The 24,552-nt window shown below is 59.8% G+C and carries 18 protein-coding genes; 13 read left to right on the forward strand and 5 right to left on the reverse strand.

Annotated features, from left to right (window positions below):
• Nucleotides 1-174: 174 nt before the first annotated feature.
• The 5 genes from tssI to BLV61_RS29910 are packed head-to-tail and all read left to right on the forward strand — an operon-like array spanning nt 175 to nt 9,501.
• Nucleotides 175-2,190, forward strand: coding sequence for a type VI secretion system tip protein TssI/VgrG (tssI, locus tag BLV61_RS29890; RefSeq protein WP_090469571.1), 2,016 nt, complete (start codon nt 175-177; stop codon nt 2,188-2,190).
• Nucleotides 2,183-3,058, forward strand: a complete 876-nt coding sequence (locus BLV61_RS29895; protein WP_090469574.1) for a DUF4123 domain-containing protein — start codon at nt 2,183-2,185, stop codon at nt 3,056-3,058. The genes tssI and BLV61_RS29895 overlap by 8 nt, the downstream gene beginning before the upstream one ends.
• Nucleotides 3,055-7,662 (forward strand): toxin VasX, encoded by a 4,608-nt coding sequence (locus tag BLV61_RS31755; protein WP_244159946.1) that lies wholly within the window; start codon nt 3,055-3,057, stop codon nt 7,660-7,662. Before BLV61_RS29895 ends, BLV61_RS31755 begins: the two co-directional genes overlap by 4 nt.
• Nucleotides 7,659-8,321 carry a hypothetical protein gene (locus BLV61_RS29905; protein WP_139213667.1) on the forward strand — a complete coding sequence of 221 codons (663 nt, stop codon included), beginning with the start codon at nt 7,659-7,661 and terminating at the stop codon, nt 8,319-8,321. The genes BLV61_RS31755 and BLV61_RS29905 overlap by 4 nt, the downstream gene beginning before the upstream one ends.
• Complete coding sequence (locus BLV61_RS29910) at nt 8,269-9,501, forward strand: DUF6708 domain-containing protein (RefSeq protein ID WP_244159949.1); 1,233 nt, start codon at nt 8,269-8,271, stop codon at nt 9,499-9,501. The genes BLV61_RS29905 and BLV61_RS29910 overlap by 53 nt, the downstream gene beginning before the upstream one ends.
• Nucleotides 9,502-9,557: 56 nt before the next feature.
• On the opposite strand, the gene BLV61_RS29915 is transcribed toward BLV61_RS29910, so the two are convergent.
• On the reverse strand, nt 9,558-9,830 hold the full coding sequence (locus tag BLV61_RS29915; RefSeq protein ID WP_047538622.1) for a DUF1652 domain-containing protein: 273 nt from the start codon (nt 9,828-9,830) through the stop codon (nt 9,558-9,560).
• A 264-nt stretch (nt 9,831-10,094) separates the two neighbouring features.
• Between BLV61_RS29915 and BLV61_RS29920 the strand changes: the two genes are divergently transcribed.
• The 4 genes from BLV61_RS29920 (at nt 10,095) to BLV61_RS29935 (ending at nt 13,910) form a co-directional block, all read left to right on the forward strand.
• Nucleotides 10,095-10,910: a helix-turn-helix domain-containing protein gene (locus BLV61_RS29920; RefSeq protein WP_090469581.1), complete on the forward strand. Its 816-nt coding sequence runs from the start codon at nt 10,095-10,097 to the stop codon at nt 10,908-10,910.
• Nucleotides 10,911-10,960: 50 nt separating this feature from the next.
• Complete coding sequence (locus tag BLV61_RS29925) at nt 10,961-12,367, forward strand: NAD(P)/FAD-dependent oxidoreductase (protein ID WP_090469584.1); 1,407 nt, start codon at nt 10,961-10,963, stop codon at nt 12,365-12,367.
• Nucleotides 12,368-12,410: 43 nt separating this feature from the next.
• The gene (locus tag BLV61_RS29930; RefSeq protein ID WP_090469585.1) at nt 12,411-12,761 is read left to right on the forward strand and encodes a cupin domain-containing protein; all 351 of its coding nucleotides are present in this window, start codon (nt 12,411-12,413) and stop codon (nt 12,759-12,761) included.
• Between the two features lie 63 nt (nt 12,762-12,824).
• Entirely contained in the window at nt 12,825-13,910 is a 1,086-nt protein-coding gene (locus tag BLV61_RS29935) for a polyamine ABC transporter substrate-binding protein (protein ID WP_047528833.1), read from the forward strand.
• Nucleotides 13,911-13,946: 36 nt separating this feature from the next.
• Here BLV61_RS29935 and BLV61_RS29940 read toward each other — a convergent pair whose 3' ends face one another.
• Together BLV61_RS29940 and BLV61_RS29945 are read right to left on the reverse strand one after the other, a co-directional pair.
• Nucleotides 13,947-14,606 (reverse strand): MliC family protein, encoded by a 660-nt coding sequence (locus tag BLV61_RS29940; protein ID WP_047528835.1) that lies wholly within the window; start codon nt 14,604-14,606, stop codon nt 13,947-13,949.
• A gap of 138 nt (nt 14,607-14,744) precedes the next feature.
• The gene (locus BLV61_RS29945) at nt 14,745-14,969 is read right to left on the reverse strand and encodes a YgdI/YgdR family lipoprotein (protein WP_047528837.1); all 225 of its coding nucleotides are present in this window, start codon (nt 14,967-14,969) and stop codon (nt 14,745-14,747) included.
• A gap of 195 nt (nt 14,970-15,164) precedes the next feature.
• Here BLV61_RS29945 and BLV61_RS29950 point away from each other — a divergent pair, with 195 nt between their 5' ends.
• The 4 genes from BLV61_RS29950 (at nt 15,165) to BLV61_RS29965 (ending at nt 22,153) form a co-directional block, all read left to right on the forward strand.
• Nucleotides 15,165-16,832, forward strand: a complete 1,668-nt coding sequence (locus BLV61_RS29950; RefSeq protein WP_090469589.1) for a VRR-NUC domain-containing protein — start codon at nt 15,165-15,167, stop codon at nt 16,830-16,832.
• Complete coding sequence (locus tag BLV61_RS29955; RefSeq protein WP_090469594.1) at nt 16,829-19,108, forward strand: ATP-dependent DNA helicase; 2,280 nt, start codon at nt 16,829-16,831, stop codon at nt 19,106-19,108. Before BLV61_RS29950 ends, BLV61_RS29955 begins: the two co-directional genes overlap by 4 nt.
• Before the next feature lie 125 nt (nt 19,109-19,233).
• Nucleotides 19,234-20,136, forward strand: coding sequence for a zeta toxin family protein (locus tag BLV61_RS29960; RefSeq protein ID WP_090469595.1), 903 nt, complete (start codon nt 19,234-19,236; stop codon nt 20,134-20,136).
• A gap of 97 nt (nt 20,137-20,233) precedes the next feature.
• The gene (locus BLV61_RS29965) at nt 20,234-22,153 is read left to right on the forward strand and encodes a hybrid sensor histidine kinase/response regulator (RefSeq protein ID WP_090469598.1); all 1,920 of its coding nucleotides are present in this window, start codon (nt 20,234-20,236) and stop codon (nt 22,151-22,153) included.
• Here BLV61_RS29965 and BLV61_RS29970 read toward each other — a convergent pair.
• A complete protein-coding gene (locus BLV61_RS29970) occupies nt 22,116-23,495 on the reverse strand; it encodes a cation:proton antiporter (RefSeq protein WP_090469602.1) in 1,380 nt (459 codons plus the stop codon). The genes BLV61_RS29965 and BLV61_RS29970 overlap by 38 nt on opposite strands.
• Nucleotides 23,496-23,618: 123 nt before the next feature.
• Nucleotides 23,619-24,476 carry an SDR family oxidoreductase gene (locus BLV61_RS29975; protein ID WP_090470054.1) on the reverse strand — a complete coding sequence of 286 codons (858 nt, stop codon included), beginning with the start codon at nt 24,474-24,476 and terminating at the stop codon, nt 23,619-23,621.
• Nucleotides 24,477-24,552 lie beyond the last annotated feature (76 nt).

Genomic DNA, 24,552 nt, shown 5'->3' on the forward strand with positions numbered 1-24,552 from the left:
GTGGTTTTTTTCTAAACGGAGATTTTTGTATAGGAAGCTTCCTTCCGACTTTAAGGATGCTTCCTACATTCATCTGTTTTTTGCCTTGCTAGTGTGCCCGCCAGTTTTCGCGAGCACGAACCAGGGACGGTTTGGACATCGCGCTCTTTTCCTCCTTTGCTTAAGGATAAGCGTATGTTCCGGTCGGCCAATGCAGCGCATTTCGTGTTGCAGATTCCTGCTATCCGTCACGACTTCAAGGTGCTGGCCTTCAAGGGCACTGAAGCCATCAGCACGCTTTACAGCATCCACATCGAATTGGTCAGCGAGTATCCGGATTTCGATCTGGAAAGCTTGCTCGGCCAACCCGCGTTTCTGCAATTCGGCCTTGATGGCGAAGGCATACATGGGCATATCGAAGATGTGCTGATGGGCGAGTCGGGTAAACGCCTGACTCGCTATCACCTGACCCTGGTACCGGCGCTGCACTATTTGCAGTTCAGTCACGACCAGCGGATTTTTCAGGGCATGAACGTGCCGCAGATCATCACCCAGGTGCTCAAAGGCCATGGCATTCAGGCCGATGCCTTTGCCTTCCATGTCAGCACCAGCGCGCCGCGCGAGTACTGCACTCAGTACGGTGAGGACAATTTCACTTTTCTCCAGCGCCTGTGTGCCGAGGACGGCATCGCCTGGCATCACCAGCACTCGGCGGACGGTCATTTGCTGGTGTTCACCGATGATCAGGTGTTCCTGCCCAAACTCGGGGCCACGCCTTATCAGCAGGACTGCGGCATGGTGGCCGAGCATCCGGTGGTCAGCCGCTTCAGCGTGCGTACCCGCACGCGCACCAGTACCGTCACCCGGCGTGACTACGACCTGAAACGCCCGAGCCTGTTGCTCGAAAGCCGTTTCAGCGCCGAGACCACCCCGGAACTGGAGGATTATCGTTACCCGTTGTTGCTGGGAAACGAAAAGCGCGGCGACCACCTTGCCCGTCAGGCGCTGGAGCGGCATCGCAGCGACTATGAACTGGGCGAGGGTGAGAGCGATCAGCCACACCTGCGTTGCGGCCATCTGTTCGACCTGACGGACCACCCCCGGAAAAAGTGCAACGACTTGTGGCTGTTGCTCAGTGTTTCCCATGATGGCCGACAACCCAATGTGCTCGAGGAGGCGGTCACCCCTGACGTCAAGGCCGCCGACGGTTTCACCCAAGGCTATCGCAACACGTTCCGCGTGATCCCCGCGCAGGTGGTTTTCCGTCCACCGCTGCCGCCGCGCCGCCCTCCATTGGTCAGTCAGACGGCGCGAGTGACCGGGCCTGAACACGAAGAAATCTACTGTGATGAGTTCGGCCGGGTGAAGTGCGAGTTCCCATGGGATCGTGCCGAATTCAACAGTGAACGCAGCAGCTGCTGGATCCGCGTTTCATCGAGTTGGGCCGGGGAAAACTTCGGTTCGGTGACCCTGCCGCGCATCGGCATGGAAGTCGTGGTGACTTTTCTGGAGGGCGATCCGGATCAACCGCTGATCACCGGCTGCGTGGCCAACAAGGTCATGTCCGCGCCTTATCCCTTGCCCGAGCACAAGACCCGAACCGTGCTGCGCAGCCACAGTTCGCCGCACACCGGTGGGTACAACGAACTGATGATCGAAGACCGCGCCGGTCAGGAAAAAATCTACCTGCGGGCCGAGCGCGATGTCGAGCAACTGATCCTCAATGACAGCCACAGCCTGATCCGCCGCAACCGCGTCGAGCAGGTTGACGCCAACAGCACCAGCCTGATCAAGGCGGATGAACGGCACACCACCGACGGGATGCGCAGCACCGTCATCGGCACCCACGACCTGCTCAACATCGGCGGCAACAGCAGTGCCACGGTTGAAGGCACCTGGGTGATCCAGGCCGGTTCACAGGCGCGGGTTACCGCCAGCCAAGTGGTGATCGATGCCGAGGCGAGCCTGACGCTGTCGGCCGGCGGCCATCACCTCGTGATCCATTCGGGCGGGATCTTCAGCAGTGTGGCCATTGTCGAGGGCGGTGTGCCGATGGCGGGGTTACCACCACTGTCCGCTGCTTCAACAACCGCATCCGCCCTGCAAGCGCCCTTGTTACCCCGCACGCAGCGTCTGGCCCTGATGGCCAGACAACCAATCTGCGCAGTTTGTGAAGCCGCCCAACAGCAAATAGGTGAAGACAATGCTTGAGTTACCTCCATTGCCGGATGATTTGCCATGGTCTGTATCGGCGTACCTGCTTCTGGACGGTGTCAGTGTCCCCAACCTGCCGCAACGTCTGAGCCGTTGGGATAACCCGGTCCATGGCCTCTACCAGGGTACGCGCTGGCAGGAACTGGCGGATATTTCACCGCGCCTGGTCACCCTCAACGGCGCAGACGATCCCGTGCTGGCTTACTTTCAGGAAAACGCAGCACTGGAGTGGGGGTTTTTGCTGTTCAGCGATGCCGATGTGTCAACGCTTCTAAAGCACTGGCGTCGTCTCCTGACCGTCGAGCACCCGAGCGCGGGGGCGGTCATGCCACGCATCGCCGACCCAGCCGTCATGCATCATTTGTTCGACCTTGCACGGCAAGCCAACAGTGCGCGCTGGTTCGGCCCCGTCCAGCACCTGTGCCTGCCGGATGGTCTTCAGGCTGCCTGGCTACAACATCAGCGTCCGGATAACCCCGCGCCAGACAGCAGCGATACCTATCGGTTGACCGAGGAGGAACTCACGGCCCTGGAAGAGGCGCAGTTTCATCATGTGGTACTCGACCTCAACGATCACCTGCAGCGCTATTTCCCCGGTTTCATGGCGTCCTGCCCAGACCGGGAGCGCCTGCGGTTTGCCGAAAAAACAGCGCGGGAGGCGTATCGGCTCGGCTTCACCTCGGAGCAGGAAATCACCCTCTACGCCAATGTATATGCCTATCTGTCCGGCCAGCCATTGAGCGATCACCCGGACATCGTCGAACTGCTGAAAGTGTCGACCCAACGATCACCGTTGAGCCGCGCGCAACGTGCAGCGGAGCTGGCATATCAGCGCTCGACCCAGCTACCGGGAGACGTGCCGTGACAGCCCAACCACCGCTCCGAGGCGCGGCCAACATTGCCGCCATGGCCAAGAGCGCCCAAGACATCCGTTCACCCATCGGCCTGTGCCCCCTGATGAGCGAAAAAGTGCAGTTGCTGCCGCTGCGCTATGGACTGGTCGAGCACCTTGACCCCTCATCCGAACTGACCCTGCCGTTCAAGCTGAACAGCCAGCCACTGGGCATACGCCTGCTGCGCGACGGTTACCTGTACATCATCGACAACGGCACCGGCTACCTGCATGAATACCGCGTTGAGCAGGGTCAGATCAGCAAGCTGTTGTGGCAGGGCCCGGAAGTGGCGGGCGATATGCGCACCACGTCGGTTGGCGAGCCTCATTTGGTCTTCTCCCGGCAACACACCTTGTTTGCCAGCTATTCGGAAATCCAATGGACGGCCTACAAGTGTTCGCAAGTGCTCAAGAACGCCGCCGAGCGTGAGCGCTTGATGCAACGCATCGAGCTGGCCAAAGCCTGTCCGGACCGGGGCGGCGCCGATTTGCTGAGCCGGCGCCAGGCCCAAACCTGGCTGGCCGAGGTTGCGGAAGCGGACGCGCCCGCCCAGGGCCACGAGTCATTGCCTGAGGGCGCCCATCCGCAAGAGCGCCAGCCTTACGTTTGGGAAGACAGGCCGCTGTTCAAGGCCACGGTGATCGAAGCACTCACCAGTCAGGTACTGGGGAGTTATCAGAACGACTGCCTGTTCCTGGTCTTGCGCGATGACTTTGGCGTGATGCGCGATCTGGCCAGCGCCCAACTGAACGTCGCGGACTGGATCGAGCAGTGGAGCGCCGACGACGCGGCCCAGCGCCAGTACCTCACCGGTGCCTACATCCAGTCCTTGTACGAGGTGACACCGGCGCGCCTTGAGGCGCTGGCCACCCGCGATGCCGATGTCAAAGCCCTGATAGAAGACACCGACGCTGCGCAGCAGGCCGCCCTTGAAGAGTATCTGCGCATCCGGCGTGACCATGACGGACCGCCGATCCATGGCGATGAGGCCCATTGGCGCAAGGCCGCGACAAGCGATCCCTATGCGCGAGCCGCCGTCAACCTGCAGGACGCCTTGGGCGCAGTGCTGTGGCAAAAACATCAGAGCACCATTGCCAGACTCCACGGGCAAACCTGGGAAGCATTGCACGGCGAGGCTATCGGCCAGCGTGGCATTGATCATCTGGTCAATCGGGCGGAGATGGAAGCATCCGTCCGCCGGCAGCAAACGCTGCTCAGCCACTGGCACAAGCGTCTGCAGGTCATTCGCGAAGACCGCTTGAACATGATCGTCGCCGGCCATTTTCACCGTGCCGCCTGGTATTACGACTTCCGCAACGATGCCCAGATCCGCCATCGCCTGGAAACCGAATTCGTCTGCGTGGCGGCCCTGTGCGGGAACCGCGAAGCCACCGAAAAACTGGCCGCCTACCTGCAAAGCAACCTGCTCACCGTCGTGCCGGGGCTGGACACCCTGACCCAGGCCGATCAGCTCGACGTGAGCAAGAAACTCATGGATCTGAGCAGCTTCTCGATCACCCTCGGCACGGCGCCGGAAAACCTTGCCAACGTGCAGGTGCTGAGCAATCAGTTCAGAAGCCTGATGAACGAGCGGTTGCCGAATTTTGAGGACCTAAATACGCGGTTCAGGGGGCTGCAGAGTTTGTTGGATGGGGCCTACATGCCAGCGCATCAATTGATCGCAGCGGATCAGTTGGAGCGGGCACACACGGAATTCAAGCGACATCAGCCAATCGACCCCAACAGTTTCATTCGTGACCTGGGCGCGCCGGCACGCCTGCAACTTCTACGCGAGTTTTCCCGCAGCGGCTTGTCCCTGCGGGCGGCGTCGGCGGCGGAAATCCAGGCGTTCAACCAGACCCGCGATGCTGCGCTCGACCTGCGCCGGCAGCTCAAGGACACCTACAAACAGCGCCATCGCGAGCTGGCGCGGCAAATCTATGGCCTGACCGAGCCCGGCGGCGAGCAGAGGCTTAACCAGCGGATCATCAGTCTCAAGACCGCGTTGGTGCCGCTGGAAGACCAGCTGAGCCGGGCCCTGACGGTCGGCGCGGGTGGGCCCTGGCAAATCGGCACCGTGATCGATGGCATGGCCCCGGCGCTGCGTGACGAAATGTTGCGCACCGTGCGTGATTTTCGCGCCACGGGGACGTTTGGCCAGCCTCTGATGAGTGCGTTGAAGTCCGGGGGCGACGGGATTGCGTTGTTGCTGTTTGTTTATCAGGGGCAGAAGTTTGTGGAGGTGTTGAGTGCGATCATTAAAAACAATGACCGTTCTTTCTCTGATAAAGCGGCTTTCGCTGAGTCCTTGATTGGAATCTCGGCGGCAGGTTTTGCCGCTGTACAGGGCCTGTCGGTGACGGTCCTTCAGGCACATATCGTGCGGATGGACAGTGTTGCAGGCAAGCTCAACACCATGAGCCGTCTAGGACGCTGGAGTGGTATCGCTGGGTTGGGTGCCTTTGGATTTGGTGCTGCGGCTGCGGCAATCGATCTAGGCAAGCATTCCCGACAATGGGCTAAAGCTCTGGCCCAAGGCAATCACCAGGCCCTGGCGGCCACGACCCTGCAAATCGCTGGCGACGGCATCCTCGTGGGCACCAACACCTGGGGCGCCAAACACACGACGTCGATCATCAACCAGATCCTCAAAAATCCCGCCGAACTGCGGGCGCTGGCCTGGGCCGAAGCCAGTCCACGGCTGCTGAGCATCGCTGCCAGGGCCAACCTGGTGGGGCTGATCGGCACGGCCCTGCAACTGGTGGGCGAAGGTTTGTACAACTACTTCAACCTGGACGAACTGCAAAAATGGCTGCAAGCCAGCGCCTGGGGCAAGGCCAACCTGCAACGCAGCCTGGCCGAGGACTGGAGCGCGTTGGCCCGGGTGGTGCAACAGCCCACCTGTGAGCTGGTGCGCGAGGGTGAACGCACCTATGTGCAACTGCGACTGCCCGGCGTGCGCACCCGGGAAATGGACAGTCGTCAACTGCATTTGCAGGCTTATCGTCAAACCCGCGATCTGAATCGCCCTCGGCCCCACAGTCGGCAGTTACCGCCGGCCCGCTGGCAGGAATGCAGCGCGGCATGGGCGGCGGTTGCCGTGGTTGCCAGCCAGGAAGAGGAGGCCCTGACCCTACACCTGCCCATCGGCAAAGGCCTGCAAAAATGGGATTTCGCCCTGGCGATCAACATCGGTTACCAACTGGAGCCCGGGCGCGACTTGCTTCACCGCACCTGCTTCGTCCTGAGCGACCTGCGCATCGCCACAGTGCAGGGGGTACGTTTGCCGGCCGAGGGCCGATTCAAGCTCGAGGCCGTGGACAGCTTGCCCCGCGGTACGGGCGATGCCTTTACTGGTGGTTCACCCGAGACGAGATGGCGACAGGCGATGTTTAGCCAACTGTTCAAACGCAAAAACAAACCGGAAACCACCAAGCCGGCACCGGACATTCGCAGTCAGCGGCCCAGCGCCGGGGAGCTGCGGGTTCGGGGCTTGAATGAAACGCTGTTTCTGGCGCCATTGCCCGTTTACACCGGGCAGGCGCCGGTCTCTCGGCGTAACTTTTCGGCGATGAATGAGACTTATCTGGAGTTGGGGGGGAGCAACTACGGGATGGTGGAGCTGGGGAAAAGACTGGCGTTTATGTTTTGGATGCCGATGTTTGTAGCTTTCATAGCTCCAAGCCTACTCATTCTGTACGGGGTGCTTTTTTATCCGGAAAACTTCAAGAACCCATTGCAAGAACTGGTCATGTTCTTCGAGGTTACGACCAAAGTCTCTCTCCCTTTCATACTCCCCATCGGCGCCTTCATCTACGGCATGCTCTCCAACGTCCGCACCCTGGCCAAAAGCTACCCGGTGCGTTTCAACCGCCAGCGCCGCGAAGTCTGCTACATCGACGACACCACCCACCGCGTGCTGATCGTGCCCTGGGAAAGCGTGGTGGCCTGGGTCGCTCGCAGCCAGGGCGTCACCAGCTACGGCGCGATGCGCGATTACACCTTCGGCATGGGCCTGGAGGACGAAGCGCACGACACCGTGCAATTCATCCTGTCGGCCCAGCCCAGCGATGCCCATGCCCTGGGCATGTGGACGGCCATTCGCAACTACATGGAAGAAGGGGAGTTGGTCGATACGCCCAACCCCATGCTCGTTGTTCTGGGCCTGACGCCAACCGAGGACGAGCTCAAGCCTTATGAAGGCCTACATACGTTTGAGATAGAGCGTAAAGGGGCACGTTTCATGGGCTCATTAGACGATGGCGCCGAGCACCTGAGCGCCGAACAGCGTCACCGTTACGGTTATGGCAAGCGCACGCCATGGCCCCTGCGCTGGTGGTACGTCCGCCGCGTCCTGACCTTCTGGAAAATGCCCTACCTGATCGCCGAGTGGGCCCACCGCAAGGGCCGCCCGACCCTGCCGCAAAGCGTGCAAGCCTGGTCCCGACCACTACCCCCCGAGCAATGGGCCCAGCCCAGCCCGGCGCTGCAGAAAGCCAACGCACTGGTGAAAACTGCCATGGACAAGAAGGGGTCGAACTTCATCGATGCCTGCAAAGCGGCGGGGCTGCATTGAACCCTGCGCTGCGCATGTGGCCCGGCGGCAGACTGTTCGCTGGCAACGCCATTCTCGCGGGCACCCATACCTGGGGCGCCAAACACGCCTGGGGCAAGGCCAGTCTGCAACGCAGCCTGGCCGAGGACTGGAGCGCGTTGGCGCGGGTGGTGCAACAGCCCACCTGTGAGCTGGTGCGCGAGGGTGAGCGCACTTATGTGCAACTGCGACTGCCCGGCGTGCGCACCCAGGAAATGGACAGTCGTCAACTGCATTTGCAGGCTTATCGTCAAACCCGCGATCTGAATCGCCCTCGGCCCCACAGTCGGCAGTTACCGCCGGCCCGCTGGCAGGAATGCAGCGCGGCATGGGCGGCGGTTGCCGTGGTTGCCAGCCAGGAAGAGGAGGCCCTGACCCTACACCTGCCCATCGGCAAAGGCCTGCAAAAATGGGATTTCGCCCTGGCGATCAACATCGGTTACCAACTGGAGCCCGGGCGCGACTTGCTTCACCGCACCTGCTTCGTCCTGAGCGACCTGCGCATCGCCACAGTGCAGGGGGTACGTTTGCCGGCCGAGGGCCGATTCAAGCTCGAGGCCGTGGACAGCTTGCCCCGCGGTACGGGCGATGCCCCTTACTGGTGGTTCACCCGAGACGAGATGGCGACAGGCGATGTTTAGCCAACTGTTCAAACGCAAAAACAAACCGGAAACCACCAAGCAGGCACTGGACATTCGCAGCCAACGGCCCAGCGCCGGGGAGCTGCGGGTTCGGGGCTTGAATGAAACGCTGTTTCTGGCGCCATTGCCGGTTTACACCGGGCAGGTGCCGGTCTCTCGGCGTAATTTTTCGGCGATGAATGAGACCTATCTGGAGTTGGGGGGGAGCAACTACGGGATGGTTGAACAGGGAAAGAGATTGGCAGTGTTTATTCTGATGATCTTGTTTATGGCTTTTCTAGCTCCCTGTTTAGTGGTTTTGCATTGGGTGCTTTTTTATCCAGAAAACATTCGTGAGCCGTTAAACGAACTTATTAACGCAATCAAGGTGTTTTCCAGTTATGCGCTTTTGTCCGTATTACCAATTGGAGCAATGGTCTACGGCATGCTCTCCAACGTCCGTACCCTGGCCAAAAGCTACCCGGTCCGCTTCAACCGCCAGCGCCGCGAAGTCTGCTACATCGACGACACCACCCACCGCGTGCTGATCGTGCCCTGGGAAAGCGTGGTGGCCTGGGTCGCTCGCAGTCAGGGCGTCACCAGCTACGGCGCGATGCGCGATTACACCTTCGGCATGGGCCTGGAGGACGAAGCGCACGACACCGTGCAATTCATCCTGTCGGCCCAGCCCAGCGATGCCCATGCCCTGGGCATGTGGACGGCCATACGCAACTACATGGAAGAAGGGGAGTTGGTCGATACGCCCAACCCCATGCTCGCTGCGTTGGGTATCACCCTGAGCGAAGACGAGCTCAAACCCTATGAAGGGTTGCACACGTTTGAAATCGAGCGGCTTGATGCCAGGGCTCTGGGGCGATTGGACGATGGTGGTGGCCACCTGACGGCCGAAGAGCGAAAGCGGTGGGGATACTCCAAGCGTTCCCCATGGCCCCTGCGCTGGTGGTACGTCCGCCGCGTCCTGACCTTCTGGAAAATGCCCTACCTGATCGCCGAGTGGGCCCACCGCAAGGGCCGCCCGATCCTGCCGCAAAGCGTGCAAGCCTGGTCCCGACCACTGCCCCCCGAGCAATGGGCCCAGCCCAGCCCGGCGCTGCAGAAAGCCAACGCACTGGTGAAAACTGCCATGGACAAGAAGGGGGCGAACTTCATCGATGCCTGCAAAGCGGCGGGGCTGCATTGAGCGCGCTTGCCCAACAAAAAGCCCACGTAAAGTGGGCTTTTGTGTTTTTTCGACCTTCAGGCATAACTTCTGAGGGCCACCGGGGGAATGAACGTTTCGAGCTCATCCTCCACGGCTTCGATTATTCGCTCTACATCGGCTGCATTCATGACCGTTGCACAAGGAATACCGGCAATGGCGATCATGGTCTCGCCAGTGGCGCGATCGAACAGACGGGCAATCATGCTGCCCGGGGCGTCCATGCTCGCCTCGAAACCCATGGGATGAAAATGCCAGCGCATCAGCTGACAGGCGTTTGGAAACGTAACCTTACTGAACCCTTTATTCATATGTTGCCCGCCTTCTTCATCGAGCGCTTCCATTAGCTCATGGTAGGAGGGAAGAACCTTCATTGGTTCAACCGGTGACAGACTTTAAAAGTAGCACCCGGATGTGAAAATCATGTGGTTTTTTTCAGTCCGTTTGGCGATTGCCTCGCGCTTTCTTGATCCAGCGCACGAGTCGGCGAATTTTCCGATAAAAGGTTGCCAGCGGTTGACCATTGAAGCGACGGCAGAAGTTCGGCAAAGTCGGCTCTTTTCTTCGAGACCCTTATGCACGTCGAGGATGATGGCCCGCAGCAAACCCAGGCCACGGGCGAAACGGTCATGCGCTACCACTTGCGCTGGAAACACCGGGACCTGGATGGGGTCATGGCGCTGTATCACCCGGACGTCCTGTACAGCGATTTTTTCCAGAATCGGGTGATGGGCCTGGCCGAATTGCGTGAATACGTGCGCAGCAGCATGCCGAGGGATCCGGATGAGGCGCTCGAGCATTCCGACCGTATCCGCCTTGATGGCAACACGGCATTCATTCAGTACCGCATTACCCTGCGCGGCGGGGACGGCCTGGTGTCGTTCCGCGCCAGTGAGGCGATCACGGTCAAGGACGGGTTGATCTGGCGGGTCAACGAATACGCGTCACTGGTGCATGAGCAGCCCCCCAGCAAGGTCGCCAACAACCAGCGTCCGGCGGTGAGTCGGCTCGGATTGTCGCCGCGTCAGTTGAGCTTCATGGCCGAGGACTTGCTGCAATATTTCCAGCGCCAGCAGCCTTACCTCGATCCAGAGCTCGATCTGCAGCGGGTAGCGAAGGAGTGCGGCTACAGCCGCAATCAGATTTCCTATCTGCTCAATCAGGTGTTGGGCCAGAGCTTCTATCGCTACGTCAACCAGGCACGCCTGCGACACCTGCTCGCCGCACTGGATAACGCCACGCAGCCGCTGCGCATCGACGAACTGGCCTTTGCCGCCGGTTTCAATTCGTTATCGGCGTTCTACAGCTGTTTCCGTCAGCACACCGGCCAGTCGCCCAAAGCCTATGCCAAACAAATTTCTTTGCGTGCACGCGCGCAAGACAGTCTCTGAGCCCACGCACTAGGATCACCGCCATCGAAGTTTGAGTGGCGGAGTCCTGCATGCCGGCGTGGCGCACTATCAGTTTGTGGATGGACCAACTCGACGAGCCACTGTTGGCTCGTCCGGCGCTGGCCGAGGATCTGGATGTCGACGTGGCCATTATTGGCGCGGGCTACACCGGGCTCTGGACGGCGTACTACCTGAAACTTCAGGCACCGGGGCTGAAGATTGCCATTATCGAGGCGCACACCGCCGGGTTTGGCGCTTCGGGGCGAAATGGCGGCTGGCTGATGGGCAATCTGTTGGGGGAAGACCGGCTACTCGCCGATTTGCCGCCCGGGCAGCGCCGGGCGTCCTATGACCTGCTGCACAACATTCCCGGCGAAGTAGAAATCGTCCTCGAACGCGAAGGCATCGCCTGCGATTACCGCAAAGGCGGGGTGCTGTACTGCGCCGCCCGTTACCCCGAACAGGAAACAAGTCTTCGCCAGTATCTGGACTCGCTATATAAGCAGGGCCTCAACGAAAACGATTACCGCTGGCTCAACCCAGGGCAGTTGGCGCAGCAAATCCGCATCGCCAAGCCCTATGGCGGGATCTACGCACCTCACGTCGCGACCCTGCACCCGGCCAAACTGGTACGCGGCTTGGCGCGCACCGTGGAGCGCATGGGCGTGCGGATTTATGAAAACAGTCCGGTCACCCACTGGCAGGCAGGTAGCCTGCGCACGGCGCAAGCCTCGGTTCGCAGCCGCTGGGTGGTGCCGGCGGTGGAAGGTTATTCGGTCACGCTGCCGCCGCTCGGGCGTTACCAATTGCCGGTACAGAGCCTGATCGTCGCGACCGAACCTTTATCCGCAGCTATTTGGGATGAAATTGGCCTGAGCAACGGCCAGGCGTTCAGCGAAAGCAGCCGTCAGGTCACTTATGGCCAGCGCACGGCTGACAACCGTTTGATCTTCGGCGCGCGCGGCGGCTACCAGTTTGCCGGCAAGCTGCGCCATGACTTCAACCTGACCCGCAGCGAAATCGAGCTGCGCCGCTATCTGTTCGGCGAATTGTTCCCGCAGCTCAAGAACGTGCAGATCACCCATGGCTGGGGCGGCAATCTGGGCATGTCGCGGCGTTTCAAACCGCACATGCTCTGCGACCACGCCAGTGGCATCGCCTTGTCCGGCGGTTATGGCGGGGAGGGCGTGGGCGCCAGCAACCTGGGCGGGCGAACCCTCGCCGACTTGATCCTGCAGCGCGACACCGAGCTGGTTCACCAGCCATGGGTCATCCCCCGGCGCGGACTCGATGCACTCAGGGCCTGGGAGCCCGAACCCTGCCGCTGGCTCGGCTACAACGCGATCATCCGCAGCTTCGTCCACGAAGACCAGACCCTGGCCAACCCGGCCACCGCGCGCTGGCGGCGCAAGCTTGCCAGCGGGGTCGCGGGGTTCATGGAAGGTTTCATGCACTGACCGACGCGCTCTTCATCCATAGGCTTCATCGACAGGTACTCCCATGAGCATCACGCAATTCAAGAACACCGCAACCCTGACACTGCAAGAGTCGAACCCGGTCGCCGTGCCGCTGGGCTTGCCCGTGGCGGTCGCATCGACCACCAGCGTCGAGCGCGACGACGGCGTCGAAACCGGGGTGTGGGAATGCACGCCCGGTCGCTGGCGGCGGCAGATCGTCGCCCAAGAGTTCTGTCACTTCATCCAGGGCCGCTGCACTTTCACCCCGGACGACGGCGGCGAACCCCTGCACATAGAAGCCGGCGACGCACTGATGTTGCCCGCCAACACCCTCGGCATCTGGGATATCCAGGAAACCGTGCGCAAGACCTATGTTTTGATTTTTCGAAAATAGAAAGTTGAAAACTGATTGCTTGATTGCCTGCCAAACAAAAACAGCCTCTACAGGAATCGACTCATGATCCGAAAGACACTGATCCTTGCTCCGCTGATGCTCGTCGCTTCAATCAGTCAGGCCGCCGACACCGTCAAGATCTACAACTGGTCGGATTACATCGCACCGGATACCACCAAAAACTTCCAGAAAGACACCGGCATCGCCTTCACTTACGACGTCTACGACAGCAATGAAACCCTCGATGGCAAGCTGATGACCGGCAAATCCGGTTACGACGTGGTGTTTCCGTCCAACCACTTCATGGCGCGGCAAATTGAAGGCAAGGCGCTGAAAAAACTCGACAAGAGTCAGTTGCCGAACTGGAAAAACCTCAATCCGGTGCTGCTCAAGGCCTTGCAATCCAACGATCCGGGTAACGAGCATGGCTTTCCGTATCTCTGGGGCAGTACCGGGATCGGCTACAACATTGCCAAAGTCAAAGCGGTACTGGGCGACAACGCCCCCGTGGATTCCTGGGACCTGATCTTCAAACCCGAGAACATGCAAAAACTGCAGAAGTGTGGCGTGGCCATTCTCGACAATGGCCCGGAGTTGCTGCCCGCCGCCCTGAACTATCTGGGCCTGCCGCCTCACAGTAAAAAACCGGAAGACTACAAGAAGGCTGAAGCGTTGCTGTTGAAAGTCCGGCCGTATGTCAGCTATTTCCACTCGTCCAAATACACCAGTGACCTGGCCAACGGCGACATCTGCGTGGCCGTCGGCTTCTCCGGCGACATCCTGCAAGCGGAAAACCGCGCCAGGGAAGCCAAGAACGGTATCGACATCGGTTATTCGATTCCCAAGGAAGGTGCCGCGATCTGGTTCGATATGGTGGCCATGCCCGTCGACGCCCCGGACGAAAAGGCCGGGTACGCCTTCATGAACTACCTGCTGCGCCCGGACGTCATGGCCGATATCAGTAACTACGTGCATTACGCCAATGGCAACGAACAGGCCGACAGCTTGATCGAGCCGGCCATCAAGAACGACACCAAGGTCTATCCGAGCCCGGAAATGATGGGCAAATTGTTCGCGCTGGAAGCCATGCCGCTGGACATCGACCGGATTCGCACCCGCGTGTGGAACAAGATTCGCACCGGTAGCTAAGCGGTTCAGACCCTCGGGACAGGACGTCCCGTTGCGTCAGCCGACCGGCTCGGCCTTGCAACTCATTTCCGCCGAGCCCGGCATCTGCAACAAGGCGTCGTCGCCTTCGTACCAGAAGCTGTAGCTGCCCCTGAAATCCTTGCCGCCGTATCGGGTGCCGATAGTGCTCGGCTGCTGATTCAGGGTGACGGAGGTGTTCGCCCACTTCAGGTACACGACAGCCGGGTTGACCGTAAAAAAGGTGGCCGCGACCAACGCGTTCAATCCCGCGCATCGAAACGCCACGGGGCCTTCAGTCAGGCGGCTGGGATCTTTGGTCCTGGCAATGGCTGAGCCCTGGCGCAGTTGATAGGCGCGCTCGGCATAACTACGGATCGTGCATGCCTTGGGTTCGCGATCCGTGGCGCACTGATTACGGGCGTCGAGCCAGAACTGCTGGTCGATTTCGACCTTGTTCCGAGGCGGTACGGCGTGGTCATCCGTCAGCACCAGTAGATAGAGGCGCTGCAGTTCGATGTCCATTTGCGCCAGCTGCGGGTCGCGACAGATCAGTTTTTCGATGGATGCCCTGGTCGAGGCGCAATCGAAGCTGGTCTTGAACTCTCGTGAAGACGTGGCGGCACCGGCGCACAGGCTCGTTGCCGCGCACGCGCCGGCGGCGAGGAGAGAGGCCAAAAGGGGTGTGAGCGTTTTCATTCCGGCTTCACCTGAATCATGACGTCATGCCTGCGCAAACATTCGCTCGCACTGGGTGTATCGCAGTGTAAGGCAGGTATCGAAACCTGCCACACCCGGGGGACAAGCAGGGGGGCGTGATCAAGGAAAACGCGCTACTCAGTCTTCGCGACGGATCGTGGACACGTCATTGGCGTTGACTCTGACCTTGGCTCCGGAAATGTCCTCGAACTCGAAGAAGCCGTCCTTGGTCTTGGTTTTAGGCATGTCCTTGGTCAGATACTGTGTGCCGTTCTGCAACGTCACTACCGTTGGCGTCGAGCAACCGGCCAGTGCCAAAAAGGCCGCGATTGCCAGGGGCAGGCCGAAAGTCTTGATGTTCATATCCACCTCTCATTCTTCAAAAAAAAAGCTGCCATGGCCGCAAACGACCTCAGCTCTAACGCGGTTGGTGCCGCGCAAAGGCAGAAAGTTCGATATCCGCTGAAAATTACCGGGCGGTGCCGCCTTTTATCCCTTTTCGTTTGCATCGGGCAGGGCGTAACTGGTATCTGTACGCATAACCAGTATTCGCTTGCCATGGCCCTTTTTCCTGTGACTGAAAACCCTCTCGACGACCCGTTCTATTACCTCAATAACTTCATGCAAGTGCTTGATTGGCTTGAGCATCGCTATGCCGATGTACTGAGCCTCGAGGAGCAGCGCTTCATTCGTGAATTCAATGGCCTGCCGCGTGAGTCCCGGGGCCTTCTGGTCAGAATGGTCATGCGCAAGGGCATTCACTTCAGGGCCGGCAAGCTGCATTACGTCGAGATCGGCGACATCGCCAGCGCTGCCGGCCCGTTACTGGCGCTGGGCTGGATCGATTCACAGGCGCCGTTGGCGCTCGAAACGCTGTTCGAGGTCTTGCTCAAGGCCGAGATCGTGCAATGCCTGGGCAGCGCCATCAATCAACCCAAGGGCAAAAAAGCCGACTGGTTGCCGGCGCTGAGCGAGCGCTATCCAGAAACGCAAAGCTTCCGCGACTGGTGCCCGGCACTGGACGATTGCCTCTACAGTCTGACCATCATGGGCCTGTGCGATCGACTGCGCTTGATGTTTTTCGGCAATCTTTACCAGGACTGGTCCGAATTCGTGCTCGCCGATCTGGGCATCTTCACCTACGAAAAAGTCGAGTTCAGCGCCGACTCCCGCGGTTTGCGCAGCCGTGAGGACGTGGACGCCTGCCTGTTCATGCATGAGCAACAGCAGCAATTCGAGGCCGGTGAGGCGCTGGCGGAGGTCGTCGAGCGGATCAACGGCCTGACACTGAGCAATCCCTGGCTGCACAGACGTCGAGACAAGCTGCTGTTCCAGATCGGTCAACACTGCGAGCGGATTGCCGACTTTTCCACCGCGTTGGCCCTGTACCGCCAGTGCGCCTATCCCGGTGCGCGCCTGCGTCTGATTCGCGTACTGGAGCGCTGCGAGGAGTATGAACTGGCGCTGGACCTCGCGACTCAGGCAGGGCAATCCCCGCAAAGCGCTGCCGAACAGCAACAATTGCTTCGTGTGCTGCCCAGGCTGCGGCGCAAACTCGGCGGGCCGGCGACGAAGCGTGCATCCCCTCGGGAAATGGTGCGCCTGGACCTGCAATTGCCCAGGGTCGATCCGGCCTTGTCGGTGGAGTACCACGTCCAGGCGCACTTGTCTGAAGAGGCGGCGCCGGTCCATTACGTTGAAAACAGCTTGATCAATTCGCTGTTCGGCCTGTTGTGCTGGCCAGCGATCTTCGCGCCGTTGCCAGGGGCGTTTTTCCACCCGTTCCAACGCGGCCCGGTGGATCTGCTGAGTGAGGATTTCCACAGTCGACGTGCCGACCTGTTCCAGGGATGCCTGGCCGAACTCGATGACGGGCGTTACCGGCGGACCATTGGTGAACGCTACGCGCAAAAGTGGGGCGTGCAGTCGCCCTTCGTGTTCTGGGGCGTGCTCAGCGAGGAGCTGCTGGAACAGGCCCTCGACTGCCTGCCGGCCGAGCACCTCAAGCATTGGTTCAATCGCTTGCTGCTGGACATCAAGGCCAATCGCGCCGGCATGCCGGATTTGATCCAGTTTTGGCCGCAGCAGAAGACCTACCGCATGATCGAAGTTAAAGGCCCCGGCGATCGTCTGCAGGATAACCAGCTGCGCTGGCTGGAGTTCTGCCATGAGCACCAGATGCCGATTGCCGTGTGCTACGTGCAATGGGCGGAGCAAGACGCTTGAGCTATAGCATCGCGGTGCGGGCGCTGTGTGAGTTCACCGCCAAGGTCGGTGATCTCGACCTGCGCTTCACGCCGTCGCCGACCGCGCTGGAAGGCATCGTCGGTCATCGCACCGTGGCATCCCGGCGCAACGAGGGCTACCAGAGTGAAGTCGCGCTCGCAGGGCAATATCAGAACCTGACCGTCAAGGGCAGGGCGGATGGCTACGACCCCGGGCAAAACTGCCTCGAAGAAGTCAAAACCTACCGTGGCGACTTGAGCAAGCAACCCGCCAACCACCGTCAACTGCACTGGGCCCAGGCGAAAGTCTACGGCTGGTTGATGTGCTGCAAGCTCGACCTTGAGCAGATCAACCTGGCGCTGGTGTACTTCGACATCGTCAGCGAAAAGGAAACCTGTCTGCTCGAAGCGTTCAGCGCCGCACAGCTGAAGCCGTTCTTCGAGGAACATTGCGAACGGTTCCTGCACTGGGCCGAGCAGGAAATGACTCATCGCGAGGCGCGCAATCGGGCGGCGCAGCAGCTGGCGTTCCCCCATGCCGGTTTTCGACCGGGCCAGCGTCATCTGGCCGAGTCGGTGTTCAAGGCGGTGAGCACGGGCCGCTGCCTGATGGCCCAGGCGCCGACGGGGATTGGCAAGACAGTCGGTACGCTGTTTCCAATGCTCAAGGCCCTGGCACCCCAACAACTGGACAAGGTGTTTTTTCTGACGGCGAAAACGCCGGGGCGCAAACTGGCTCTGGACGCCGCCCAGGTGATCCTCGACAGCGCCGATGCGCCACCCTTGCGGGTGCTGGAAATGGTCGCCCGGGACAAGGCCTGCGAACACCCGGACAAGGCCTGCCACGGTGAGTCCTGCCCGTTGGCCCAGGGCTTCTATGACCGTTTGCCGGCGGCACGCCAGGCCGCCAGCGGGCTCAACCTGTTGAATCAGGGCGCCTTGCGTCAGGTTGCGTTGGAACACATGGTCTGCCCGTATTACCTGAGCCAGGAAATGGCCCGCTGGGCGGACGTGGTGGTTGCGGACTACAACTATTACTTCGATTTCAGCGCCTTGCTGTTCGGCCTGGCCCAGGCCAACCACTGGACTGTCGCGGTGCTGGTGGACGAAGCGCACAACCTGGTGGAGCGTGGCCGTCAGATGTATAGCGCCAGCCTCGATCAATCGACCCTCAACGGCGTACGAAAAACCGCGCCCGAAGCGCTGAAAAAACCGCTACAACGGGTCAATCGTGAATGGAACGCCCTGCATAACCTGCAATCGGGCGCCTACCAGGCCTATGACAAGGCCCCGGAAAAATTGCTCCAGGCGTTGTCATCCTGCGGTGCCAGCATCGGTGATTACCTGAACGATCACCCGCAAGGGCTGGACAGTGCGTTACAGAGTTTCTACTTCGAGATGCTGCAGTTCTGCCGAGTGGCCGAACTCTTCGATGAACAGTTTCTGTTCGACATCAGCAAGCGCGACCTCGACCGCAAACGATGTCTTTCGCAACTGTGCCTGCGTAACGTGGTGCCCGCCGGTTTCATCGGGCCACGCCTGACCGCCGCACGCACCACCGTGCTGTTTTCCGCGACGCTCAGCCCTCGCCACTATTACGCCGATCTATTGGGCACACCGGCCAACACCGTGTGCATCGACGTCGAATCGCCGTTTCATGCCGACCAGTTGCAAGTGCACATCGTCAATCAGATCTCCACGCGGTTCGTGCATCGGGAAGCCTCGCTGGCGCCGATAGTCGAGCTGATCGCCAACCAGTTCACCCAGCGTCCCGGCAATTACCTGGCGTTCTTCAGCAGTTTCGACTATTTGCAGCAAGTGGCGCAGTTGTTGGCCGAGCGGCACCCGCAGATCAAATTGTGGTCACAATCCCGAGGCATGGGCGAGGCACAACGCCAGGACTTCCTCGACAGATTCACCGAAGACGGCGAGGGTGTCGGCTTTGCGGTACTCGGCGGTGCGTTCGGCGAAGGCATCGATTTGCCCGGCGCGCGGTTGATTGGTGCGTTCATCGCCACCCTGGGGCTGGCACAACTGAACCCGGTCAACGAGCAATTGAAACAGCGCATGGCCGCGATTTTCGGCGCTGGCTACGATTACACCTACCTCTTTCCCGGCGTGCAGAAAGTGGTTCAGGCCGCGGGACGAGTGATCCGCAACGAGCAGGATGAAGGGGTGGTGATGTTGATCGATGACCGTTTTGGCGAGCATAAGGTCAGGCAATTACTGCCGCGCTGGTGGTCGATTGCCCCAACGAATTTGCGTTCTGCGCCGTAGGAGTTTTTACGTTAAATAACAAATACATACCTTGATTAAAACAACGATTTGAATAATTGGGGCCAGCACGCTTTATTGGAAGGGCTGGATATCACAACTCAATTCTTTGATAAGGAAATCAAGGTATGTCAGATGTACCGAAATACAGTTACTCCTCAGACGACGTGATCAAGGCGTTCGACGAGATCTACCCGACGCTCTTTGCCGACAAAACTGCTGAAACCATCCCGAAGTTGCTGATCACCGCCGGAGTGGAGGGCTCGGGCAAGACTTACCTGCTGGAAAAGAGCTTGCTGCCATCCGGGAATTACGGGAACTACATTCGACTGTATCTGCCCGAATATCGAAAAAAACACCCGCGTTACGACGACATGATCGAGTTAGGCGTTTTGCACGCCTACGAACATTCAGAAGCGTTTGCCAGGGAGCTTGGTTCGAAAATCTTCGCCAACGCGCTTTCTTATGGATACAACATCATCATGGAGTGCGCGTTCGATGACATCGGTTTTGCCGGATTGGCAAAATTTGTTCCTGGTTATCAACTCGAAGTCCATGTCGTGGGTTGTAATCACGCGTTCGCCCATCTGTCCAGCATCAAAAGAGCATTCTCCAGCCTGCAAAAGCAGGAGATGGAGCGGTTTGTCAGCTATTCGAGACTCGAGTCGAGCATCAGTAACGCCCCGGCGGTTCTCGTTGCGTTCGAGTTCATCGCAAAGACGGTAAGTGGCTCGCAGATCTTCTTGTACGAGCGTGGCCTGGGAACACTGAGCGAACGGGTACTGCGTGCTCACAGCCGCTATACCCTGGACGCAAACGGGAACCTGAACGAAGCTTCAACGTTGCAGCCATATGTGTACAGCGCCTATGACACAATCCTCAGGAGGTCCGTCTATTCGATGGAGGAGCGTGACGAGATGGTCAAGGAATGTCATCTACAGCTGCTTAAAACCAGCCAATATGACAAACAGGTTCCTGATTTCGTCTACAACGACCTTTATTCCTATATCACCAAATACGTCTATCGCTAAGCCGGGATTGCAGGCTTTGAAGCAAACTGCCGGAATCATGGCTTTCCAAATGCGGTTTGTCTCATACTCCAGAAATCAATGATGATGCGAGAACTCAATGAGCGAGGATCGAAGCAGGCCGAATGCCGTTGAGGACAAGCGTTTTCGCCTCTTGATCGATGCGGTGATTGACTACGCGATCTACATGATTGACCCCGACGGCATCATCACCAGCTGGAACGCTGGCGCCAAGCGTTTCAAGGGGTATGAGGAGGCGGAAATTCTCGGCCAGCATTTCTCGCGTTTCTACACCAATGAGGACCGCCGTGCCGGTTTGCCCCAACGGGCGCTGGACACGGCGATTCACGAAGGGCGATTCGAAGGCGAAGGCTGGCGCGTACGCAAGGACGGCACGCACTTCTGGTCCCACGTGGTGATTGATCCGATTATCGACCCTTCGGGAAAATTGCTGGGATTTGCCAAGATCACCCGTGATTTGACCGATCGTAAAATGGCCGAAGAAGTCCTCAAGCAGAGTGAGCAGCAGTTTCGCTTGCTGGTGCAAAGCGTCACGGATTACGCCATCTACATGCTCGCTGCGGATGGACGCGTGACCAACTGGAATCTTGGTGCGCAGCGCATCAAGGGCTATTTGCCCCAGGAAGTGATCGGCGAGCATTTCTCGATGTTCTATACCCCGCAAGACCGCGAGGCGGGTGAGCCGCAGCGAACGCTGGATACGGCGACCCGTGAAGGGCGATTCGAAAGCAAGGGCTGGCGTGTGCGCAAGGACGGTACGCAGTTCCTTGCGCATGTCGTGGTCGATCCGATCCGGGGCGACACCGGCACCTTGCTCGGATTCGCCAAGATCACCCGCGACATCACCGAAGCGACCCAGGCCCAGCAGACGCTGGAGCAAACCCGCGAAGCCTTGTTCCAGGCGCAGAAAATGCAGGCCATCGGCCAACTCAGCGGCGGGATCGCCCACGACTTCAATAATTTGCTGACCGTCATTCTCGGCAATCTGGAAATCGTCCGCAAACGTCTGGCGGATGACCCAAAAATCGTGCGTTTGCTCGACAACGCCACCCAGGGAGCCTTGCGCGGTGTTTCCCTCACCCAGCGCATGCTGGCTTTTGCACGGCGCCAGGAGCTGAAGTCCGAACCGGTCGATATACCGGCCCTGGTGCAGGGAATCTCTGGGCTGTTGCGCAGTTCGTTGGGACCTTCAGTGGTATTGGAAACGCGTTTTCCCGCGGATGTCGAACCGGTGATGGCCGACGTCAACCAACTTGAACTGGCCTTGTTGAATCTGGCCACCAACGCCCGTGACGCCATGCCCCATGGCGGCAAAATCGTCATCAGCACGCGAAGCGAAGAGTTTCAGAAGGGCGACCGCCCGGCACTGGTTGCTGGCCGTTATGTGTGCCTGAGTGTCAGCGACACCGGGGAGGGGATGGATGAGGCGACGCTGGCGTCGGCGATGGACCCGTTCTTCACCACCAAAGGACTGGGCAAAGGCACCGGGTTGGGGTTGTCGATGGTCCACGGCTTTATCGCGCAATTGGGCGGACGGTTCGTACTCAAGAGCCAGAAAAACCAGGGCACCACGGCGGAACTGTGGTTGCCCGTCGCTACCGAGTGCACGGCTGCGCTCGTTGCCGACGAACCCGTGGCACCGGATGTGCCTCGCCTGTGCGTCCTGGTGGTTGATGACGACAGCCTGGTGCTGACCAGTACCTGTCTGTTGCTGGAAGACCTTGGTCATCGAGTCGTCAGCGCAACATCCGCTTTCCATGCACTGGAAATATTTGTCGGGCAACAGGACATTGACCTGGTGATCACCGACATGGCCATGCCGCAAATGAATGGTGCGCAACTGGCGGATGCGATCCGCATACTGAACCCCACCGTACCGATTATTCTGGCCACCGGTTATGCCGAGCGACTGGAAGGCTTCGCCGCCAAACTGCCGAGGCTGCCGAAACCCTTTACTCAACTCAGCCTGGTGGAAGTGATTGCTTCGGCGATGAAGTGAGCGACCGGGTGTACTGCTCATAACGCGCCAACAGCGGTTGCGTGCTGATGCCGTGCAGCACAATGCTCAGGGCCACCACCGACAGGGTCAGATCCGTGCACAGGGTGGCGACTGACGCGCCGAGGCCATGGTTCAAGGCATAGAACAGGTAGTAAAAGCTGCCGATGCCGCGAATGCCGAACCAGCCCACCAACATTCGTTGCCGGACGCTGAGCAAAGTGCCCCAGGGCATCAGCCCGACACTCAGCGGGCGAATCACGCAGAACAGCATTAGCGCGACCACCAGCGCACGCCAGTCCCAGTGCCCCACCAGCACCACGCCGAGCAAGGTCACCAGAAACACTTCCATGGCCCGTTCGACCAGGCTGCCAAACGACAGCATGTCGCCGATCATGATTCCGGCCGCTACCTGCGTGTCTTCCAGATGTTCCACATCGCCGTGCACGGCGGCGTCCGGTTCGACGTTCTGATGACCGACCACCGGTTGCACCAGATGCTCGGCCGGTGTCCGTGAATCACCCGCTGATTGGACTTCGGCCCGGCGCAATCCCAGCCCCGCGGCAAATACCGAGAGAAAGCCATAGCCGTGCACCGATTCCGCCGCGACATACGCCAGTGCAATCAGGGCGAAGGTCAGGTAGTCATTGGGCGAGAGGGTGCTATCGGCATTGCGGATGCGCATGGACAGGGTCAGACGCCCGATACCACGGCCCATGCCGTAGCCGATCAGCAAGCCGGCGGGCACGGCCCATAGCAGCCGCTTGAGTGCCCAGTCATCGAGCCAGGCGCCAGACGATCCGCCACCGTGTTGCAGAAACAGCAAGCCCAGAATCACAAACGGGAAGGCGATACCGTCATTCAGGCCGGCCTCGCCGGACAGCCCGAACCGCACCGGGTCGGAATCCTTGGCATCGTTGACCTGCACCAGCGAGGCCAACACCGGATCGGTCGGGGCCAGGATGGCGCCAATCAGCAGTGAGGCTCCCCAGGGCAGCGCGAAGGCAAAATGCAGAAGCAGACAGACGCCGGTAATGCTCAGCAGCATCACCGGTCCCGCCAGCCCGAAGGCCACGCGCCACTTGCGGTCGCTGAGTGGCAAGCGAAGCTTGAGCCCGCAGACAAACAACGAAAAAAGCACCGCGACTTCCGTCAGGTGCTCCATCCAGTCAGCAGCGTCCTTGATATCCAGCCGCAGCCAACCCAGGCCGGCCGGGCCGATACCCACCCCCAGCAGCAGGCACACCGCCGAGGTGGTCACCGGCATCCAGCGCAGGTAGGACGAGGCGAGTGCCAATACCAGCAGCACGGCACCCAGCACGGCGACCCAGGCAATGAAGCTCATAGCCTCGGGGCATCAGGTGCGGACATGGCGACCTCCAAAAATCAAAGGCCCGTCAGTGCAGGGCCTATGAAGGGTGGAGCACCAGAGTGGTCGGCAGGTTCAATCTTTGCGTCACCCGATTCGTCAAAGAATCGGCTTGCCGCCCGTCACGCCAAAGCGCTGGCCGCTGATGTAGCTGCCTTCGTCCGAGGCCAGCAGCACATAGATCGGCGCCACTTCGACCGGTTGACCGGGTCGACCGAGCGGGGTGTTGGCGCCGAAGTGCTGCACCGTTTCTTCCGGCATGGTCGAGACGATCAGCGGCGTCCAGATCGGCCCCGGCGCCACGCTGTTCACGCGGATGTTCCTCGGTCCGAGCATCTGCGCCAGGCCGGCGGTGAAGTTGGCGATTGCCCCTTTGGTCGTGGCGTAGGCGAGCAGGGTGGGGTTGGGCATGTCGGAGTTGACTGAACTGGTGTTAATGATCGAACTGCCGGGTTTCATGTGCTTCAACGCCGCCTGACAAATCCTGAACATCGCGGTGATGTTGACGTCGAAGGTCATCAACCACTCTTCGTCGGGGATTTCTTCGAGGGTTTCGTGGGTCATCTGAAACGCAGCGTTGTTGACTAGCACATCGATGCGGCCGAAACGCTCAACGGTTTTCTCCACCAGCGCTCGGCAATGCACCTTGCGCGCAAGATCGCCCGGTAACAGCAGGCATTGGCGCCCGGCCTGTTCGATCCAGCGTGCGGTTTCTTCGGCGTCTTCCTGCTCATCCAGATACGCAACGGCCACATCGGCGCCTTCACGAGCGAAGGCGATCGCCACGGCTCGGCCAATTCCGCTGTCACCACCGGTAATCAAGGCGATCTTGCCCTGCAGACGACCCGAACCCTTGTAGCTTTGCTCGCCACAGTCGGGATAGGGGTCCATTTTGCGCTGGGAGCCAGGGACGGGTTGCTGTTGTTTGGGGAAGGGTGGTTTTGGGTAGGTGGCCATCATCAATCTCCGATCTCAAGGCTGGGAGTCAAAGGGTTGACCCCGGTGTTTTGCGCTGAGTTCGGTTGGATTTCAG

The organism is Pseudomonas mohnii (genome assembly GCF_900105115.1).
Lineage (GTDB): Bacteria > Pseudomonadota > Gammaproteobacteria > Pseudomonadales > Pseudomonadaceae > Aquipseudomonas > Aquipseudomonas mohnii.

Excerpts from the sequence above, each read along its gene's own strand:
- tssI (WP_090469571.1), top strand. The coding sequence starts at position 175 with ATGTTCCGGTCGGCCAATGCAGCGCATTTCGTGTTGCAGATTCCTGCT.
- BLV61_RS29895 (WP_090469574.1), top strand. The coding sequence starts at position 2,183 with ATGCTTGAGTTACCTCCATTGCCGGATGATTTGCCATGGTCTGTATCG.
- BLV61_RS29910 (WP_244159949.1), top strand. The coding sequence starts at position 8,269 with ATGCCCCTTACTGGTGGTTCACCCGAGACGAGATGGCGACAGGCGATG.
- BLV61_RS29915 (WP_047538622.1), bottom strand. The coding sequence starts at position 9,830 with ATGAATAAAGGGTTCAGTAAGGTTACGTTTCCAAACGCCTGTCAGCTG.
- BLV61_RS29920 (WP_090469581.1), top strand. The coding sequence starts at position 10,095 with ATGCACGTCGAGGATGATGGCCCGCAGCAAACCCAGGCCACGGGCGAA.
- BLV61_RS29925 (WP_090469584.1), top strand. The coding sequence starts at position 10,961 with ATGCCGGCGTGGCGCACTATCAGTTTGTGGATGGACCAACTCGACGAG.
- BLV61_RS29930 (WP_090469585.1), top strand. The coding sequence starts at position 12,411 with ATGAGCATCACGCAATTCAAGAACACCGCAACCCTGACACTGCAAGAG.
- BLV61_RS29935 (WP_047528833.1), top strand. The coding sequence starts at position 12,825 with ATGATCCGAAAGACACTGATCCTTGCTCCGCTGATGCTCGTCGCTTCA.
- BLV61_RS29940 (WP_047528835.1), bottom strand. The coding sequence starts at position 14,606 with ATGAAAACGCTCACACCCCTTTTGGCCTCTCTCCTCGCCGCCGGCGCG.
- BLV61_RS29945 (WP_047528837.1), bottom strand. The coding sequence starts at position 14,969 with ATGAACATCAAGACTTTCGGCCTGCCCCTGGCAATCGCGGCCTTTTTG.
- BLV61_RS29950 (WP_090469589.1), top strand. The coding sequence starts at position 15,165 with ATGGCCCTTTTTCCTGTGACTGAAAACCCTCTCGACGACCCGTTCTAT.
- BLV61_RS29960 (WP_090469595.1), top strand. The coding sequence starts at position 19,234 with ATGTCAGATGTACCGAAATACAGTTACTCCTCAGACGACGTGATCAAG.
- BLV61_RS29965 (WP_090469598.1), top strand. The coding sequence starts at position 20,234 with ATGAGCGAGGATCGAAGCAGGCCGAATGCCGTTGAGGACAAGCGTTTT.
- BLV61_RS29970 (WP_090469602.1), bottom strand. The coding sequence starts at position 23,495 with ATGAGCTTCATTGCCTGGGTCGCCGTGCTGGGTGCCGTGCTGCTGGTA.
- BLV61_RS29975 (WP_090470054.1), bottom strand. The coding sequence starts at position 24,476 with ATGGCCACCTACCCAAAACCACCCTTCCCCAAACAACAGCAACCCGTC.